Origin of the sequence: Bradyrhizobium sp. C-145, assembly GCF_023375135.1 — a bacterium.
Classification (GTDB): domain Bacteria; phylum Pseudomonadota; class Alphaproteobacteria; order Rhizobiales; family Xanthobacteraceae; genus Bradyrhizobium; species Bradyrhizobium zhanjiangense.
In genome coordinates this window covers 8,080,857-8,098,738 of record NZ_CP088150.1, presented here as the reverse complement: position 1 = coordinate 8,098,738, position 17,882 = coordinate 8,080,857, and the positions used below count along the sequence as shown (strand labels likewise).

At 64.1% G+C, this 17,882-nt stretch carries 16 protein-coding genes; 8 read left to right on the top strand and 8 right to left on the bottom strand.

The genetic code is table 11. The features are described 5' to 3' along the window. Positions 1-76: 76 nt before the first annotated feature. Together LRP30_RS38110 and LRP30_RS38105 are read right to left on the bottom strand one after the other, a co-directional pair. Positions 77-1,462: an ABC transporter substrate-binding protein gene (locus tag LRP30_RS38110; protein WP_091888259.1), complete on the bottom strand. Its 1,386-nt coding sequence runs from the start codon at positions 1,460-1,462 to the stop codon at positions 77-79. A gap of 389 nt (positions 1,463-1,851) precedes the next feature. Continuing rightward, positions 1,852-2,832, bottom strand: a complete 981-nt coding sequence (locus tag LRP30_RS38105) for a LysR family transcriptional regulator (RefSeq protein ID WP_249758138.1) — start codon at positions 2,830-2,832, stop codon at positions 1,852-1,854. A gap of 117 nt (positions 2,833-2,949) precedes the next feature. On the opposite strand from LRP30_RS38105, the gene LRP30_RS38100 reads away from it, so the two are divergent. Together LRP30_RS38100 and dctA are read left to right on the top strand one after the other, a co-directional pair. Then, positions 2,950-4,023 (top strand): 4-oxalomesaconate tautomerase, encoded by a 1,074-nt coding sequence (locus LRP30_RS38100; protein ID WP_249761928.1) that lies wholly within the window; start codon positions 2,950-2,952, stop codon positions 4,021-4,023. Positions 4,024-4,073: 50 nt separating this feature from the next. Beyond that, positions 4,074-5,459, top strand: coding sequence for a C4-dicarboxylate transporter DctA (gene dctA / locus LRP30_RS38095; RefSeq protein ID WP_249758137.1), 1,386 nt, complete (start codon positions 4,074-4,076; stop codon positions 5,457-5,459). A 94-nt stretch (positions 5,460-5,553) separates the two neighbouring features. Here dctA and LRP30_RS38090 read toward each other — a convergent pair whose 3' ends face one another. Beyond that, a complete protein-coding gene (locus LRP30_RS38090) occupies positions 5,554-7,446 on the bottom strand; it encodes an AsmA family protein (protein ID WP_164940421.1) in 1,893 nt (630 codons plus the stop codon). A 272-nt stretch (positions 7,447-7,718) separates the two neighbouring features. Between LRP30_RS38090 and LRP30_RS38085 the strand changes: the two genes are divergently transcribed. Beyond that, a complete protein-coding gene (locus LRP30_RS38085; protein WP_027573157.1) occupies positions 7,719-8,426 on the top strand; it encodes a CoA transferase subunit A in 708 nt (235 codons plus the stop codon). A gap of 68 nt (positions 8,427-8,494) precedes the next feature. Beyond that, on the top strand, positions 8,495-9,145 hold the full coding sequence (locus LRP30_RS38080) for a 3-oxoacid CoA-transferase subunit B (protein WP_128940156.1): 651 nt from the start codon (positions 8,495-8,497) through the stop codon (positions 9,143-9,145). 302 nt (positions 9,146-9,447) lie between these two features. On the opposite strand, the gene LRP30_RS38075 is transcribed toward LRP30_RS38080, so the two are convergent. The 3 genes from LRP30_RS38075 to LRP30_RS38065 all read right to left on the bottom strand — a co-directional run bounded on the left by LRP30_RS38075 (position 9,448) and on the right by LRP30_RS38065 (position 11,889). Further along, a complete protein-coding gene (locus LRP30_RS38075) occupies positions 9,448-10,326 on the bottom strand; it encodes an SUMF1/EgtB/PvdO family nonheme iron enzyme (RefSeq protein WP_249758136.1) in 879 nt (292 codons plus the stop codon). Positions 10,327-10,380: 54 nt separating this feature from the next. Further along, positions 10,381-11,505 (bottom strand): copper-containing nitrite reductase, encoded by a 1,125-nt coding sequence (gene nirK, locus LRP30_RS38070; protein WP_164934739.1) that lies wholly within the window; start codon positions 11,503-11,505, stop codon positions 10,381-10,383. 177 nt (positions 11,506-11,682) lie between these two features. Continuing rightward, positions 11,683-11,889 (bottom strand): hypothetical protein, encoded by a 207-nt coding sequence (locus LRP30_RS38065; protein ID WP_128940158.1) that lies wholly within the window; start codon positions 11,887-11,889, stop codon positions 11,683-11,685. Positions 11,890-12,049: 160 nt separating this feature from the next. Here LRP30_RS38065 and hemN point away from each other — a divergent pair, with 160 nt between their 5' ends. Both hemN and LRP30_RS38055 read left to right on the top strand, forming a co-directional pair. Next, a complete protein-coding gene (gene hemN, locus LRP30_RS38060; protein ID WP_249758135.1) occupies positions 12,050-13,402 on the top strand; it encodes an oxygen-independent coproporphyrinogen III oxidase in 1,353 nt (450 codons plus the stop codon). Between the two features lie 197 nt (positions 13,403-13,599). Continuing rightward, the gene (locus LRP30_RS38055; RefSeq protein WP_091888479.1) at positions 13,600-13,797 is read left to right on the top strand and encodes a DUF1858 domain-containing protein; all 198 of its coding nucleotides are present in this window, start codon (positions 13,600-13,602) and stop codon (positions 13,795-13,797) included. A 126-nt stretch (positions 13,798-13,923) separates the two neighbouring features. Here the strand turns inward: LRP30_RS38055 and LRP30_RS38050 are convergent, their stop codons facing one another. Continuing rightward, positions 13,924-14,634 carry a Crp/Fnr family transcriptional regulator gene (locus LRP30_RS38050; RefSeq protein WP_249758134.1) on the bottom strand — a complete coding sequence of 237 codons (711 nt, stop codon included), beginning with the start codon at positions 14,632-14,634 and terminating at the stop codon, positions 13,924-13,926. Between the two features lie 129 nt (positions 14,635-14,763). On the opposite strand from LRP30_RS38050, the gene LRP30_RS38045 reads away from it, so the two are divergent. Then, entirely contained in the window at positions 14,764-15,975 is a 1,212-nt protein-coding gene (locus LRP30_RS38045) for an NnrS family protein (RefSeq protein WP_249758133.1), read from the top strand. A 2-nt stretch (positions 15,976-15,977) separates the two neighbouring features. Here the strand turns inward: LRP30_RS38045 and LRP30_RS38040 are convergent, their stop codons facing one another. Beyond that, positions 15,978-17,000 (bottom strand): AraC family transcriptional regulator, encoded by a 1,023-nt coding sequence (locus LRP30_RS38040; RefSeq protein ID WP_249758132.1) that lies wholly within the window; start codon positions 16,998-17,000, stop codon positions 15,978-15,980. A 199-nt stretch (positions 17,001-17,199) separates the two neighbouring features. Between LRP30_RS38040 and LRP30_RS38035 the strand changes: the two genes are divergently transcribed. Next, complete coding sequence (locus LRP30_RS38035; protein WP_249761927.1) at positions 17,200-17,820, top strand: response regulator; 621 nt, start codon at positions 17,200-17,202, stop codon at positions 17,818-17,820. The last annotated feature ends 62 nt before the right edge of the window (positions 17,821-17,882 follow it).

Below are 17,882 nucleotides of genomic sequence, written 5' to 3'. Positions count from 1 at the left end.
AGAGAAGCCGGCCGCGAAACGCGGCCGGTGTTGTTCTTATACCTTTCCCCGCAACGCGGGGAGAGGGGCGGATGACTTAACCCGCGACCTGCTTGATGCGGGCGATCAGTTCGTCGACGGCCTTGTCGACCGGAACCTTCTCGCTCACCACCCGGTTCATCGCCTTCGCCCACACGTTCTCGTTGTTGAGGATCGTGAACTTCCAGTTCTTGGTGAAGTCGAACGCGGCGGTGCCGCCCTTGAACTGCGTGTAGACCGCCTTGCGGTGCTTGTCAGCCTGCCAGAACGGGCTTTCCTGGCTTTCCTTCGTCACCGGGAACCAGCGGCCCAGTGCGCCCTCGATATAGGGACGGACGTTCTCTTCCTGGAGCAGGAAGCTGATGAACTGCTTCGCCTCGGCCTTGTTCTTGGCCGCGGTGAAGACCAGCCCGGTCTTGACGTCGGAGCGGTAGCGGATGGTCGAACCATCCGGCGCCTTGGGGAAGGACGCCGTGATGATGTCCTGTTCATAGGCCTTCTTGCCGGCGTCGCGCTGTTCCTGGGTGAGGGCCTGGTTCTGCGAGTCCTCGAACCACTTCGCTGCGATCGAGATCGTGAAGTTGTGGGTCATCACGATGGTCTTGTTGTGGAAGGCGACGTTGTTGTCAGGATCCTTCCAGGTCGTCGAGGAGGGCGGCGTACAACCCTTGATGTAGGTGTCGGTGTAGTCCTTCATCGCCTTGATCAGGTTCTCGCGGACCTTGGGATCATCGACCAGCAGCTTGCCGTCGTCGTCAACCAGCTTGACGTGGTAGGCGTCCATGAAGGTGTAGAACGACTGGAAGGCGTCGGTGGATTCCACGCCCATCGGCTGGCCGACGGCATAGATGCGCTGGCCGGTCGCCTTGCGGATCGCCGGCTGCACCTTGTCGCACCAGAACGTCCAGTAGCCCGTCCAGTCGGTCGGAATGTCGCTCTGCTTGAAGCCGGCCTTCTCCAGCATGTCGTTCCAGATCTGGACGTGCATGCTCTGCTGCTTCAGCGGGAAGCCGTAATAAGCCTTCTTCTTGGTCACGTCGTTGTAGAGGATCGACGCATCCAGCGTGTTCTGCACGAACCGGCCCTTGATCGGCTCCATGACATCCGTGAGGTCCTCGAGCTTGCCCTCGTAAGCCCACTTGCCCTGCGCTTGCACGTCATAAGAGTCGGAATAGGCGACATCGGGCACGGTGCCGGCATCGAGCGCGGCGACCGTCTTCGGAATCATGTCCTGGATCGCGTACTGCGACAATTCGACCTTGATGCCGGTCTTGGCTTCGAATTTCTTGATCGTGTCGATCAACGCGTCGTCTTCGGAGCGATAGAAGCCCTTGCCCCACCAGACCGTAATCGTCTTCTGCTGCGCAAAGGCGGGTGCAGTGGCCGCAAACAGCCCAACCGCAGCGACCGCCAATGATACTGCGCCAATAACCTTGGATCTCACGTTTTTCTCCCTCAAACGGCCGGTGTTTTTAACCGGTCGTATAAAACACTAGCGCATGGCGGAAGTCTGATCTAGCGCCATCTTGTCAGACCAATGTCGTGGGGATAGAGCCTCGCGGAGATGCTTAATGCATGCATCGATCCAATCGCCGCATCAATTCGCGGCAATCAATTCGCCTTGTGCGTTCTGGCTTGGCCTGACCATGCGCGGCTGCTCGCCGCCAGCGAAAGGCGTTTTAAGCAGTATGAGGACTGAACGCAACGCAACCCGCTCGCAAGGCAGCGGTGCTCTGGCTGCAGGGCCAAAAATGTCTCTGTGAAACGGGCGGATTGATCCGAGGAACTCCGGTTCGACAGGGAACGGTCTTGCCCCGGTCTGCCGGCGAGCTATCAGCGTTTCCGCTTCAGACCCGTCGATGATGTGTTTGAACTTGCCTCGGCGGATCGGGGCCGCGGCTTGACTTGCCCGCTCGTCCGGGAAGGAGAGCGCCACGCCTCGAGCAGCATCTTGAGAAATTGGCTGGCATGAGGGGATAGTGTCGCCCCGCGCCTGCGCACGATTCCGATCGTCCGCGACACTTCCGGCTCGATCAACCGAATGGTGTGAATGATCGGATGGCCGGCGACGGGCGTCGCGAGTTTCGGTAGCACGGCGATTCCGAGTCCCGCTTCGACGAGGCCAAGCGAACCTGAGAGATGCGCGACTTCATAGGACCAGTTCAGCTGCAGGCCGTGTCGCGCCAGCGCATTGTCGATCAATGCGCGATTGCCGCTGTTGCGACCGACGGTGATGACCCGGTGCGGCACGATCTCCGACCAGCTTACCTGTTTGCGCGATGCCAACGGATGGTCATGACGGCAGGCCAGGACGAAAGGATCCTCAACCAGTTTCTCAAATTCAATTTCGGCATGTGATGCACCAATGAAATTGATGCCGAAGTCGGCTTCGCCGCGCGCGACCGCTTCCAATCCCTCATTGGCGCCGATGTCCAGAATCCGGATGCGAATGCGCGGATACGCTTCGGCAAACCGGCCGATCGCTCGCGGCAGGAAATAGAACACTGCTGTCGGCACCGCAGCCACCGAGACCAAGCCTGAACTTCGCGCGCCGATATCCTGGATGGCGAGCACCGAGGTCTCAAACTCGTCGATGAGGCGGCGCACCTTAGGCAGGAAGTCGCGGCCGGTCATGGTGAGATTGACGTGGCGCGTCGACCGCTCGAGCAACAGCGCACCGAGGCTTTCTTCCAGCTTCTGAATACGTCGGCTGAGCGCTGGTTGAGACAGGTTCAGCGCCTTGGCGGTCCGGACAAAGCTTCCCGTCTCCGCCACGGTGATGAACGCCCTGAGGTCGAGCAGTTCTGCGTTCATGGCAAGGCTCCATTATATCGATGGACGAAATAATACCTCAGATATTTGCATTTCACAAAAGAGTTCAGAAGGGGGATGCTCCGGTCGGGCGAAGATGTCGCCGAACGGAAGAACTCCATGAATGATCAGATTGCCATTCCCTGTGTGGTCATGCGCGGGGGTACCTCGCGCGGACCGTTTTTCCTGGCCCGCGATCTTCCCGCCGACCCCAGGTCGCGCGACGCGGTCCTGTTGTCTGTGATGGGAGGCGGCCACGATCTTGGAATCGATGGAATCGGCGGCGGCAATGCCGTCATCAACAAGGTCGCGATCATTGGACCGCCAACGGTGCCCGGCGCCGATGTTGACTACCTGTTTGCCCAGGTACGTGTTCGTGAAGGGATAGTCGATACCTCGCCGAACTGCGGAAACATGCTGGCGGCGGTGGGGCCGTTCGCAATCGAAGCCGGCCTGGTCGTCGCGACCGCAGATCGCACCCATGTCCGCATCCACAATGTCAACACCGGCAAGCTGATTGATGCGACCGTTGCCACCCCCGGAGCGCGGGTGACTTACGAGGGCGAGGCGCGGATCGACGGCGTACCGGGAACGGCCGCGCCCATCGAACTGTCATTCCCTAACGCGGCCGGCGCACGCACCGGCCGCCTGCTGCCGACAGGACGACCGATCGATCGCATCGAAGGGATCGACGTGACCTGCATCGACGCGGCGATGCCGGTCATGCTGGTCCGCGCGGCGGATCTGGGATGGACCGGCCGTGAGGCACCTTCGGACTTCGCCGACAGCGGCTTCCGCGCGCGTCTCGAGAACTTGCGCATCGAGGCCGGGCGCCTGATGGGTTTTCCAAATTCCGCGACAATGGTGATCCCGAAGCCAGTTCTGATTGCGTCTGCGGGCGAGGCGACGTTGAACACCCGGTACTTCATGCCGCATGACTGCCATGGCGCGCTGGCGGTGACCGGCGCTGTCGCAATCGCGACGGCCTGTGTCACGCCCGGGACTATCGCCGCAGACATGGTGGGACCGCTGGCGCCGCCGGTGCCGATCACGCTCGCTCATCCCTCCGGCCAGCTCGTGGTTCGGCTGGAGCCCGGTCCGGTCGCCCGGGTGCAGCGGACAGCCCGGCGGATCTTCGAGGGCCACGTCTTCGCCCGCCGATCGCACGTGCCTCATTCGGTCTTGGCGGCCTGAAGCCCGCCGCCGCAGTCATAAAGAAAATCAGAGCCATGGGAGAAACGAGAATGCACAAGCAAGCGCTGGCTGGGCCCGAGAACAGTGAGCCGCGAAAGCCATTCTACCGGATTCTCTACGTCCAGGTGCTGATCGGCCTCATGCTGGGCGTCCTCACCGGCCATTTCTGGCCTGAATTTGGCGCCGCGCTGAAGCCCTTCGGAGACGGCTTCGTCAAGCTGGTCAAGATGATGATCGCGCCGATCGTGTTCTGCACCATCGTCAGCGGCATCAACAGCATCAGCGATTCCCGCGAGGTCGGCCGCACGCTGGTGAAATCCATGGCGCTGTTCTACCTGCTGACCGTGCTCGCGCTGCTGGCCGGGCTGATCGCTGTATCGCTGATCCAGCCGGGCGCGGGCATGCATGTTTCCGTCAATACGCTGGACCCGTCGGTGGCTGCGAAATTCACCAAGCAGGCAGGTGCGACCGGATTTGCGGACTTCATGCTGCACATCATCCCGCATTCGTTCTTTGGAGCGTTTGCCGATGGCGAAGTGCTGCCGGTGCTACTGATCTCCATCCTGATCGCCTTTGGCCTAAGCCGTGCCGGCGATGGCGGCGTCGTGGTGACAAAGGCAGTCGCCTCGTTCTCTCACGTGCTGTTTGTATCCTTCGGCTTCATCATGAAACTCGCGCCGCTCGGCGCCTTTGGCGCCATGGCGTTCACGGTGGGCCGCTACGGCATCCGCTCGATTGGTTCGCTCGGACTGCTGATCCTGACATTCTATATCGCTTGCTCCGTCTTCGTGGTCGTCGTGCTTGGTACGCTGGCGCGGCTGAACGGCTTCAGTCTGTGGAAGACCATCCGCTACTTCAGGGAAGAACTGCTGATCGTGCTCGGCACGTCGTCGTCGGAGCCGGCGCTGCCTGGCGCGCTGCGCAAGCTGGAGCAGCTCGGATGCCGGAAAGGCGTGTCAGGGCTCGTGTTGCCGATGGGCTACTCGTTCAATCTGGACGGCAGCGCCATTTATCTCACCTTGGCCTCCATCTTCATTGCGCAGGCCTGTGACATTCACCTGTCATGGGGTCAGATCGCGGCGATGCTCGGACTGATGCTGCTGACGTCCAAGGGGGCGGCCGGCGTCACCGGCAGCGGCTTCGTCGCGCTCGTCGCGACCCTCTCGGTCATGCCGGATTTGCCCGTGACCGGCGTGGCGCTGCTTGTCGGCATCGACCGCTTCATGTCGGAGGCGCGGGCGCTGACCAGCATGATCAGCAACTGTGTCGCGTCCATCACCGTTTCGCTGTGGGAGGACGCCTGTGACCGCGAGGTGCTGGCCCGTGAACTGGGGCAGAGCGGCACTGTCACGGCCGCGCCCGGGACGAAGATCGCGGAGGCAGCGCTGGTGCGGGAGGACAAGAGCTGGATCTCGACGACGCAATCGGCCGCTTGACGCAGCGTTTGCAAATCGGTCGCAGTATTCAGCCTGGCAAATCGAGCCCGTGGCCTGCAGGCTGCCAACCCCTAAGAGAGCGACGTTGATCACTCTAGTTGGATTTGGCGCTGTCCTTCGCATTCTCCGCCGTCGGCGATCCGTCCTGCGCGGGGCGCTTTCCGCCCCCGGTGATGCGCTGCTTCAGGAGATCGAGGAAGGGAGACGCCGCAGGCGACTGGCGGATCAAGCTTTCGGGGTCGGGGAAGATCAGGGGATCGTCCCAGGGTCCCTGCACCATGAAGGGCAATTGAAAGCCGGACGTGGTGTTGAGGCTCGCCACGCCCTTCATGTCGTATTCGCGCGTCGGCACCGAGGCGGTGCCGGTCAGCGTGATCTTCGCCGCGGGCCCTTCGATGCGGATGTCCTCGGCGGTCGCGATCCCGTCGGCGAATTTCACCGCGATGGTGAGATTGTTATAAGGGGTCGAGCCGTTGCGGAAATTCCCGCCGCCCGACAGCGGCCGCCGCTCCAGACGCTTCAGCAGCTGCTCGGCGTTGAAGCCAGCGATCGCGCCGTCATGCCCGTTGACGGTGGCGCTGCCGTCGAGCGACTGCACGAGGCCGAACGGGCTCGAGCCTGAAGCGAAGAGCGACACGTTGATGTTGCCGCGCCCCGAGAGCTTGTTGATGCCGAACAGCTCGGTGGCACAGGCCTGCAGATCGACATCGGTGAACTGGAACTGCGCCTTGATGTCGGCGACGCTGTCGGCGCGCGCGATGCCGAACGAGCCCCTGGCGATGCCGCCAAAGATCTGGGCCTCGCCCACCGAGAGCGCCAGCGTGCCGTTGCGCAAATTGGCGCCGATCGCGGTGCGGCCGAGCTTTGACGGACCGACCGTCAGCTTTGCCGCCGACAGGCGCATGTCGAGGTCGGTGGTCGACAATCCATTGAGATCGAACAGCTGTCGGTTCCAGTCGCGCGCCCCGCTCGCGAGCAGGCGGAAGGTCGAGATATAAGGCGTGAAGTCGAGCGCGTCGGCGGCGAGCGTCGCCTGCAGCGTCTGCCGGCCGTTATTGGCGTAGGTCATGACGCCCTCGGCGGTATTGCCGTCGAGCTCGACATTGACGTTGGTGAGAGCGATCGAGGCACCGACGACGTTGGCGCGCGCCTTCAGCGCGAACCGGCCGAAGCCGCCGCTGCCCGGCTGCGGCTGTCCAGTCCAGCGCAGGGCGTTGCGCAAGGACGGGCTGTCGATGGTGAGGGTGCCTTCCATCATCGGGCTGGTGCGGTTGGCGACGCTGCCGTCGAAGGCGAGCTTGAGCGGCGCGCTCGCGATCCGCGCCTTCAACCCCGACCGCTCGCCGGAGAGGGCGGCGACGAAATCGGAAAAGCTGATCGAGCCGTCGACGCGCTCGCCGCGCCAGTCGAACTGTCCGGTCGCGGCAAAGGAGCGCGAGATCGAGGGCCAGGCCAGCGACAGGTCGATGTCCTCGAGCTTCTCGGTGGCGTGCGTGGCGGCGTCCTCGTAATTGAGTACGCCGTCCTGGATCCTGATCTCGGAGAACGACACCTGGTTGTCGGCGCCGGGCTTCATGGTGCGTGCAATGGTCTGGATGAAGGGTGTCCAGTTGCTCTCGCCGTCCGGCTTCAGGCTGACATGGATGCGCGGCCGCAGCAGCGCCAGGTCGGCGATCTCGAATCGTTGCAGCAGCAGCGGCAGCAGCCGCAAATTGGCGGTGAGCACGTCGACATGGAGCGCGGGATCGTTGGCGCCGCCGCCCTTGAGACCGACGTCGCGGAAGGAGATGTAGCTCGCCGGCAGGACCGAAATGTCGATGTTGCCTGCGACACTGAGCTCGAGCCCGGTCACGTCGCGGATCTGCGCTTCCACCGCCTTGCGCAGCGCGTCACGGTTGATGAGCCAGGAGGTCGCGATCAGGGCTATCAGCGCCACGCCGAGCAGCGCCGCGATCGGCGTCCCGAGGCGCTTCATTCCTTGGGCCATGGTCAATGGCATGTCCTGATCGGGTTGGTCGTTGGAGCCAGAAGGGCGGGTCGGGAAACCTGCGTGCCCACGCCCAACCCCCGCAACTTGATGGGTTTTCTTGTCGCTTTCAAGGCCGCGGGCGATTCTGCCCACGGCGTGGGCAGCTTCTATCACCCGGGGGCGGAACGGAGAACCCCGTATCATTGACGGCCTCGGAGAATTTCGCCTAATAATCGCCGCCAATAAGGCGCGACGCCCGCAAGCCGAAGGTTCAGTCGAAGGTCATTTGCATGAACAAGGTCTATCCCGACGCCAAGTCGGCTCTCGACGGCATTCTCAAAGACAACATGATGATCATGTCGGGCGGCTTCGGCCTCTGCGGCATCGCCGAGGAGCTGTCGGACGCGATCCGCGAGTCCGGCGTCAAGGGCCTGACGGTGGTCTCCAACAATGCCGGCGTCGACGGCATCGGGCTCAGCCGCCTGCTGGAAACCCGGCAGATCAAGAAGATGATCTCGTCCTATGTCGGCGAGAACAAGCTGTTCGCCCAGCAATTTCTCGCCGGCGAGCTGGAACTCGAATTCAATCCGCAGGGGACGCTGGCCGAGCGCATTCGTGCCGGCGGCGCAGGTATCCCGGCCTTCTACACCAAGACCGGCGTCGGCACGCTGATCGCCGAAGGCAAGGAAGTGAAGGAGTTCGACGGCGAGAAGTATCTGATGGAGCGCGGCCTGTTCGCCGACCTCGCCATCGTGCATGCCTGGAAGGGCGACACCGCCGGCAACCTCATCTACCGCAAGACCGCGCGCAACTTTAACCCAATGATGGCGACCGCCGCCAAGATCACGGTGGCCGAGGTCGAGCATCTGGTTCCGGCCGGTGAACTCAATCCCGACCACATCCATACGCCCGGCATCTTCGTGAAGCGCATCGTCGAGGTCGGTACGGCCAAGAAGCGCATCGAATTCCGCAACACCCGCCCGCGCACCAGCGCATGATCCGGAAAAGTGGAAGCCGGTTTTCCGATCAGATCATGCGCCACTAAAGAATCGACAGGAGCACAACGATGGCCTGGACCCGTGAACAGATGGCCGCGCGCGCCGCGAAGGAATTGCGCGACGGCTATTACGTCAATCTCGGCATCGGCATTCCGACGCTGGTCTCGAACTACATCCCCCACGGCATGGACGTCAGCCTCCAGAGCGAGAACGGCATGCTCGGCATGGGCCCGTTCCCCTATGAAGACGAGGTGGACGCGGACCTGATCAACGCCGGCAAGCAGACCGTGAGCGAGCTGCCCTCGACGTCCTATTTCTCGAGCGCCGATTCCTTCGGCATGATCCGCGGCGGCCACATGGATCTGTCGATCCTCGGCGCGATGCAGGTGGCCCAGAACGGCGATCTCGCCAACTGGATGATCCCCGGCAAGATGGTCAAGGGCATGGGCGGCGCGATGGACCTCGTCGCCGGCGTCAAGCGCGTCGTCGTGGTGATGGAGCATTCCGCCAAGGACGGTCCGAAGCTCCTGAAGAAGTGCAATCTGCCGCTCACCGGCGAGCGCGTGGTCGACATGGTGGTCACCGATCTTGCCGTCTTCACCATCGACAAGCACGGCGACGGCGGCATGGCCCTGATCGAGCTCGCCGACGGCGTCACGCTCGACGAGGTCAAGGCCAAGACCGAAGCCGAATTCCGCGTCGCGCTGAAGAACACGTAAGGCTCTGGAAGTAGTTGCGAATGGCCGGGCTTGCCCGGCCATTTTCGCTTGAACGTGCGGGTCAGGCGGGTGATCGGGCCCGGGAGGTCGCGAGGCGGCAGGTCGCTTCTACATCCCCGGTGTCGTCCTGGCCTAGTGCGCAATTGCGCACGGGGGGCCAGGACCCATACCGCGAGGTCTATCGGGCGCGTCGGTGATAGTCCCGAACGACTAATCGTCGTCAAACTCTATTCGGTGGTTATGGGTCCTGGCCTTCGCCAGGACGACATTGGAGAGGCACGAGCGCGCTCCCGCTACCAGCGTCAAGACCTCGCCGACCACACCTTGGCCCAGCGCGCCGACACGCTCGCGACCCACGACCTTTCCTCTCGCACCAGCCGGAAGCCGAGATTGGCGGGCGGCACGCCTTGCGCACAGCCGCCGGCTCGGGCGTCGCGGATGAAATCGGTGACATAGGCGCGGTGCGCGCCTTCCGCGACGCGCACGCCGCAATTCACGGTCGGGCGGATGGCATTGCCGGTCTCGTCGACCCGCGAGCGCACGAAGCAGGTCGAGGTCCATTCCCAGACGTTGCCGGAGATGTCTTCGAGACCGTGCTCGTTGAGGCCGAACTTGCCGAACGGATAGGCGGTGCTGTCGGCGAGGTCGCGCTCGGACTCACGCTCGTAGCGGCTGATCCAGCGCTTCGAAGGATCGCTTGCGTCGACCGGCACGCCGTCATCCTTGAAACGGCTGCCGGCGGCAAATGCCCATTCTTCGTCGCTTGGCAGGCGATAATGCCTGCCGGTCTTGCGCGACAGCCAGCCCGCATAGGCTTCGGCGTCGTACCAGCTCACCTGGACCGCAGGGCGATCGGGCGCGACGACGACGTCGCGGCCCAGCGCGCGGCATGCGCCATCCTGCACGCAGAGCTGAAAGTCGGCGGAGGAGACCTGTTCGCGCATGATGTGAAGCGGTCTGTTGAACCGCAGCTTTCGCAGCGGCGCTTCGGCCTGCTGCCCGGCGCGCGTGAAATCACCGGCCTCGCGATAGACCAAGCTGCCGGCGGCGATCTCGATGATCGCCGGCTCGCCGCCCGCGCGCGGCGTCGCCATCTCGGAGACCAGAGGCGCGACCGCCAGCGGTCCCGCGAGTCCGGCCGCGCAGGCCAGCGCCAACTTGAGCTTGAATGCGATCAGCATGGTGATCCCCGCAAAGAAAAAGGGGCCGGCGATTTGCCGGCCCCCCTCTGTTTGTCAGTTGGTCTTGCGGCCGGTCTCCAGGGCGCCCTGCGTCTGCGCCGGAATTTCGGCCGGCGCTTTCACCTGGGTCATCAGATCATCGTTCCATTTGCCTTCGACCTTGAAGTGCGCTGTGGCGCCGAGATCTGCGGCCTCGATCAGGTTATGCGTGACGTAGGCGTAGATGCCGGGCTGCTGGAATTTGTACAGCGCCGCGCCCGCAGAACCGCCGCGGATGAACCAGGTCTCGAGCCCGACTTCGGGGGCATTGCCGAATTTGCCGGTCTCCCAGACATAGTCGCCATGGCCGCCGATCAGGTGCGGACGGCTGTCGCGGTTGGCCTGCGAATGCACGATCAGCACGTTCTCGCCGACATTGGCGGTCAGCGCGTTCTTGCCGGTCAGCGCGCCGGCCTTGCCGTTGAACACGACATGGGTCGGCGTGAGCTTCTTCATCACCTCTTCGGTCTCGGTGAAGGCTTCACCGGGCGAATCGTAGGACTTGAAATTGCCCTTCTCGTCGCGCGGCACGTACATGTCCTGCTCGCCGATATAGTAGACCTTGTCGTATTTCAGCGCGTGGCCCTTGCCGTCGTTCAGTCCGTCGCGCGGCAGCACCATCACGGCGCCGTTCATGCCGGAGACGACATGCCAGGGGATCATCGGGCCGCCCGGCGCGCAGTGATAGACGAATACGCCGGTCTTGGTCGCCTTCCAGCGCAGCACGACCTGCTCGCCGGGATTGACCAGCGTGAGCGCACCGCCGCCGAGCGCACCGGTCGCGGAATGGAAGTCGATGTTGTGCGGCATGGTGTTGGTGGCGGGATTGACCAGCGTCGTCTCGACGTAGTCGCCCTCATGCACGACCATCAGCGGTCCCGGCATCGAACCGTTGAAGGTCATCGCCTGGAAGGTGGTGCCTTTCTCGTCGATGACGACCTTCTTCTCCTCGATGGTGAGCTTGAACTCGATGATCTTGGGGCCCTGCTTGGTCGCTTGTTCGTGCGCATGCACGAAAGGCGGAGCGACCAGCTCGACCTTCTGTCGAGGCAGTTTGAGATCGTCAGCGGCCAAAGCGGGGGTCGCCAACATCAGCGCAGTCGCGGCGGCGCCGATCAGTGCAGCTCTGCGGGTGAACATCGGAAGCATCCTTCATCTGAAATGGTTTTGATGACGGATGCAGTGTGCGCCGATCACAGCAAGATGATTTGCGCTGCAACAACCTTCAGCCGGATTTGCCTCCGCGAAGATCCTTAAGAGGTTTACGGCAATTGCCGCGAGAGCAAGAAGACGATTCCGACAGACTGATTGCTTCGGCTAGAGCAGCTGGATCGCAAGCCAGACCGTTCCCCAGACCGCGAGCGACAGCGCGGCAAAGACAGTCGCCATGATGGCCAGGACGCGCATGAGATGGCCGGCGCCGGTCGTGGGCGCCGCGGGTACGGGACGAAAATCGTCAAAGCGCGGAATGTGGCCGCGAACGCCGGTGAGCCAGAGAATGAGATCGAGGGCGAACGGCGCCATGGCGTCATCTCCGAAAGGGCAATGGTCGAGTCCCAATAGTCCCGCTTCGGCGCTTGGACTTTGAGCAAGCGCAAGGTCGTCTGCTCGAAAACGGATAAATTGAGCGCCATCCGGGACTTGCCGCGACCGTTCGCGGCTGGGATTTACGATTGGGTAAGATATGAGAGCTGATCTCGCGGTGAGCTACGGCGACGAACGGTTGCCGCGCTACACGAGCTACCCGACCGCACCGCACTTTTCGCCTGCGATCGGTGGAGACACCTACGCCGGGTGGCTTGCCGAGCTCCCGGCGGGTGCCAGCGCGTCGCTCTATCTGCACGTGCCGTTCTGCCGCGAGATGTGCTGGTATTGCGGCTGCCATACCCAGATCGTCCGCCGCGACGAGCTGATCGCGGCCTATCAGCGGACATTGCGCAGCGAGATCGTGCAAGTGGCCGACACGATCGGCCGCCGCTTCAAGGTCGAGCATATTCATTTCGGCGGCGGCACGCCGACGATCATGGCGCCGGAAGCTTTCGTCGAGTTGATGGCAACGCTGCGTCAGGCGTTCTTCGTGCTGCCCACGGCCGAGATCGCGGTCGAGATCGATCCTCGGACGCTGACCGCCGACATGGTGGAGGCGATGCGGCTCTCCGGCGTCAACCGCGCGAGCCTCGGGGTTCAGAGTTTCGATCCCGTCGTGCAACGCGCGATCAACCGCGTGCAGAGTTTCGAGCAGACGGCCTGCGTCGTCGACATGCTCAGGCGCGCCGATATCGCGGGAGTCAATTTCGACCTGATCTACGGGCTGCCGCACCAGACCGTCGCCTCGTGCCTGGACACGGTCCGGCGCGCGCTCGCGCTCGCGCCCGACCGCTTCTCGGTGTTCGGCTATGCCCATGTGCCTGATTTCAAGAAGCATCAGCGCATGATCAACGAGGCCGTCCTGCCCGATGGCCCTGCGCGTCACGACCAGGCTTGCGCGATCGCGAATGCGCTGAAGGAGGCTGGCTACGTGCAGATCGGGCTCGACCATTTCGCGCGACCCGACGATTCCATGGCCGTGGCCTTCGAGGAGCGGACGCTGCGGCGCAATTTCCAGGGCTACACCACCGACAAGGCCGAGGTGCTGCTCGGTTTCGGCGCGAGCGCGATCGGACACCTGCCGCAGGGCTACGTCCAGAACCACGTGCAGATCGGCGCCTACGCGCAGTGCATCGGCGCTGGCCGTCTCGCCACCGCGAAGGGCTATGGGCTTACCGATGATGACCGGCTGCGCGCCGACATCATCGAGCGCATCATGTGCGAGTTCGGCGCCGATCTCGGCGACATCTGCGCGCGCCATGGCGCAGAGCCCGAGGCGATGCTGAAGTCGGCGTCGCGTCTGAAGCCGCTGATCTCTGACGGTGTCGTGAGGCTGGACGGCGACAAGCTCGCGGTCGCCAGGGACTCCCGCTTCCTGGTCCGCAGCGTCGCGGCCGCGTTCGATGCGCATCTGGATCCGGGAAAGCAGCTGCACAGCCGAGCGGTGTAGACCCCTCTCTCTGTCATTCCGGGGCGCGCCTCTTTGGCGCGAGCCCCAAATCCATTGTTCCGCATCACGCGCTGCACCATGGATTCCGGGCTCGTGCTGCGCCCCGGAATGACAAGCTGGTGAACTGGCAACAGCTTGCGCTTCAACAAAGAGACTCCCACCCGCTCCGCTATCGTCGTTTCGGAACGGAGTTGTCCATGTCTTTCCGATCCGACGATCTGGTCGATGACATCATGCGCACGGCGCCGCACACGATCCGTGTGTTTCTCGCCTTCAGGATGGCCTGTGTCGGCTGCCCGATCGCGACCTTCCACACGGTGGATGACGCCTGCCGCGAGCATGGCATCGACCGCGAGAAATTCCTCGCCGCGCTCTGCGACTGCGTGCCGGCGTGAGGTGGTCCGGAATTCGCGCGGGCGCGTGCGGATTCCCGGGTGAGGGCGCGATTTCGCCGTAAGCGGAATCGCCCCTCGCTCCTATCTCAGGCAGGGGGCAGGCAGGAAAACGCCCTGGCGCGGCTCTCACGCCGCGCCGCTGTCGGGGCTCCGCTCCGCCAGCACGACGATCCTGTGCGGTTCGCGCAGGATGATGCGCTGGCGGCCGCTCTCGACGAGACCCTGGCTCTCCCAGCCACTCAGGATGCGGCTGACGGTGTGCAGCGTGGTACCGGTCATCTGCGCGATGTCCTGGCGGCTGATCGGGAAGTCGATCTCGATGCCATGATCGAGCCTCTTGCCGGACTGCTTGGCGAGGCGCAGCAGCACATGCGCGACGCGCTGCTCGACCTGTTGGGTCGACATTTCCAGGATGCGGGTGTGGCTCTCCTGGAGGCGCGTGCCGACCGTCTGGAGCGTGTTGGCGGCGAGCGAGGGAAACCGCTCGATCAGCCGCGGCCAGGCCGAGGTCGGCCAGATCAGCACCACGCTGTCGTCGACCGCCATCGCCGTCGCCGGATAGTGCGCGGCTCCGATCGCCATCGCGAGGCCGAACGTCTCGCCGGGCGCGACATAGCGCACCACGATCTGCTCGCCGGTCGGCGTGGTCTTGGCGGCCCGGACGTGGCCGTGCAGCAGCAGGAAGAAGGACTGCGCGTCCGCCCCCTGCTCGAAGATGGTGCTGTTCTTGGGGTAACGCGCCGAGCGGGCCTCGCGCAGGATTTCCTCGAGGTCCTCCGGCTTGACGCCCCCAAACAGCGGCAAATGCGCAACCAGCGATGTGTCGACCTTGGCCATTCTGTCTCCTTGGCGCTGGGGAGTGTGATGGCACCTGCAATCGTCCAACAGTTTGCGATAGCGCAAAACGGGCCGGCCGGGCGGCAGTATTTTTCCAGACACCGGTTTGAATTTCCAGGAGTTGACCCCATGGCTGGCGCCCGATCCCGCAACTTTGAGGGCTGGCCGCTGTTTGCGAACAGCTTTCGGCCCTTTTTCCTGTTCGCCGCGATCCAGGCCGCCGTGTCGATCCTGGTCTGGCTGCCGATGTTCTATGGCGAGCTGTCAGTGACATCAGCCTTCGCCCCGCGCGACTGGCATGTCCACGAGATGCTCTACGGCTTCCTGCCTGCGGTGATCACCGGATTCCTGTTCACGGCGATCCCGAACTGGACCGGGCGGTTGCCGATCCAGGGCACCTCCCTGGGGGCGCTGCTGGTGGTCTGGCTTGCCGGGCGCATTGCGGTGACGTTGTCGGCCGACACGGGCTGGGTGTTCGCGCTTCTCGTCGATGCCGCCTTCCTGGCGCTGGTCGTCGCCGCCGCGGCGCGCGAGATCATGGCAGGCGGTAACTGGCGCAACCTGCCTGTAGTGGCGCTCGTGCTGGTGCTGCTTGCCGGCAACATCGCCTTTCATCTCGAAACGCACTTCGAAGGCACGGCCGATATCGGCATCCGCATCGGCATCGGCGTGGTCGTGCTGCTGATCGCGCTGATCGGCGGCCGCATCATCCCGAGCTTCACCCGCAACTGGCTGGTCAAGTTCAATCCCGGCCGCCTGCCGGTGCCGTTCGGACGCTTCGACGGCGCGGTGATCGGATGCAGCGCGCTCGCGCTCATCGCGTGGATCGTGGCGCCATTGAATGCCGTCACCGGCGTCGCGATGACGCTCGTCGGCGTGCTGCACCTTGTGCGGTTTGCGCGCTGGGCCGGCGACCGCACGTTCCGCGAACGGCTGCTCTTGATCCTCCACGTCGGCTATTTTTTCGTGCCGCTCGGATTCCTCCTGCATGCGCTCGCTGCCTTCGGCGCGCTGCCGCCGAGTGCGGGCATCCACGCCTGGATGGCCGGGGCGGCCGGAACCATGACGCTCGCGGTGATGACGCGCGCGAGCCTCGGCCACACCGGGCAGGCGCTGACGGCTTCGCCCGCGACACAGGGGATCTACGTCGCGATCATCGTCGCGGCGCTGGCGCGGGTCGCCGCGGTGGTACTGCCTGCGCACAGTGGCGCGCTACTGCACATCGCCGCTTGCGGCTGGGTCGTCGCATTCCTCGGATTTGCCATTGCGTTCGGCCCGCTGCTCGCCGGCAGCCGCCGGCGGGCGCTTGCCATCATGGGCGTGCCGGTCCCGGCACGCTGAGCTTACGCCGCGGTCTGCGAGGGCACCTCGCCCCGCATGCCCTTGCGCCATTCGGTGACGGTGCAGCCGAAACGGCCGCGGAACCAGCGTGCCATGGCGCTCTGCGCGGAGAAGCCGAGCTGCACGGCGACGTCGGCCAGCGGCCGGCGCGTGTTGTCGATCAGTTGGATCACGAGATAGGCGCGCTGTGCATCGAGGATGGCCGAGAAGCTGGTGCCTGATGCAGCAAGGCGCCGGTGGATGGTGCGCCGGGTGCAGGCGAGATGCTCGGCCACGTGCTCGACGGTGCAATCGCCGCTGGCGAGCAGGCTGCGCACGACCTCGTCGACCTTTGCCTCCCAGCTTGCGGGGCGCGTCTCGATCGCCTCGATCCGTTTGCGCAGATAATTCGCGATCAGCGGGTGCGCGCTCGGGATCCGGCGCTCCATGTCGTGCGCCGACAACAGGATCGCATCGTCATCCGCATTGAAGGTGACGCGGCAGCCGAAGAACTCGCGATAACGCTTGCGGTCGTGCGGCGGCGGATAATGCAGTTGCACCTCCAGTGGCCGCCAATCGCTGCTGAACAGCGACTGGATGATGCGGTGGACGCTGCCGAGCGCCATGTCGATGGCCTGACGCGGCGCGCTCGGCTGCCGGCCGCGCAGATGCAGCGTGACTGTCACGGTGTGCTTGTCGCGCGCAACATCGAGCCGCATGCCCTCGTGATGGACATGAATGAAGCGTGAGAATGCTGCGATGGCCTCGCCGACTGTCGCCTGTTCGCGCACGATCAAACCGACCGCGCCGAAATTGGTCAGGCCGCCCCGCTCGGCAAGGCGCAAGCCGAAATCTTCGGCGCCGGATGCCTCGGCCGACAATTCGAGCAAGCGGCGCAGGCCGGCGACGGCGATCGGCGTGTCGGGCTTGTCGAGGCAGGCCAGTGGCAGTCGGACCTTGCGCATCATCTGCCTGGGGTCGAGTCCGACCGATCGGGCGACCTCCGGATAATAGCTCAAGCCTGCGCTGCGAATGAGGTCGGTCATGCGACCCGTTCCCGCCAGCCATGAGGGATGTCCCGAAATGTAAAGTTTATGTCCCCATCCGTCAAATCCGGGAACGCGTTGGAACATACATAGGGGAAACCGAAGCACTGGCGTGAATGCCGTGTTCACGACGGCGCGGTGGCGACGGGGCCCGCTGCCGTCTCGGGCCATTTGACCAAGACATTGCTGGATCGGGATGATGCCGGGAAACATGGTTTCCAAGGGTGAGGTGTTCGTCATTGAAACTGACGCGGTCTCCCGCGAGCAGCTTTCGACCGCGCTTCAACAGAGCGCCTATGACGTGATCTGCTTCGCCGATGGTGCCTCGCTGCTATCGGAGGCGAGAGCGCGGATGCCGGCCTGCGTGCTGCTGGAGATGCCGCCGGATCGCTCCGGCCTCGAGGTGCTCAAGCGGCTGCGCGAGGAAAACTGCATGGCACCGGTGCTGGTGACCTCGGCGAACGGTAGCATTTCCATGGCGGTCGACGCCATCAAGAGCGGCGCGGCCGACTTCATCGAAAAGCCGTTCCGCAGCCGTGACATCGTCGATCGGATCGATGCTGCGATCGACGAGTTCGCGCAACCCGGCTCGAACCGGCAGCGCTGGCTGCCCGGGCGCGAACCCCTCACCGCGCGCGAAGGCGCGGTGCTCGAGCATCTCGCCGCGGGGCTGACCAACAAGGAAATCGCCCGCCGCATGCATCTGAGCGCGCGGACGGTCGAGGGCTACCGCGCCAGCATCCTGAGGAAGGCTGGCGCCCGCAACGTGACCGATCTGCTCCGCCGCATCTTCGGCCAGGGCTCGCCAACCCAGATCTGAGGCCTGGCGGGACCATAAGGCGTTCCGCGGCCACCGTGCCGCCGCCGTAGCGCCCCACGGAA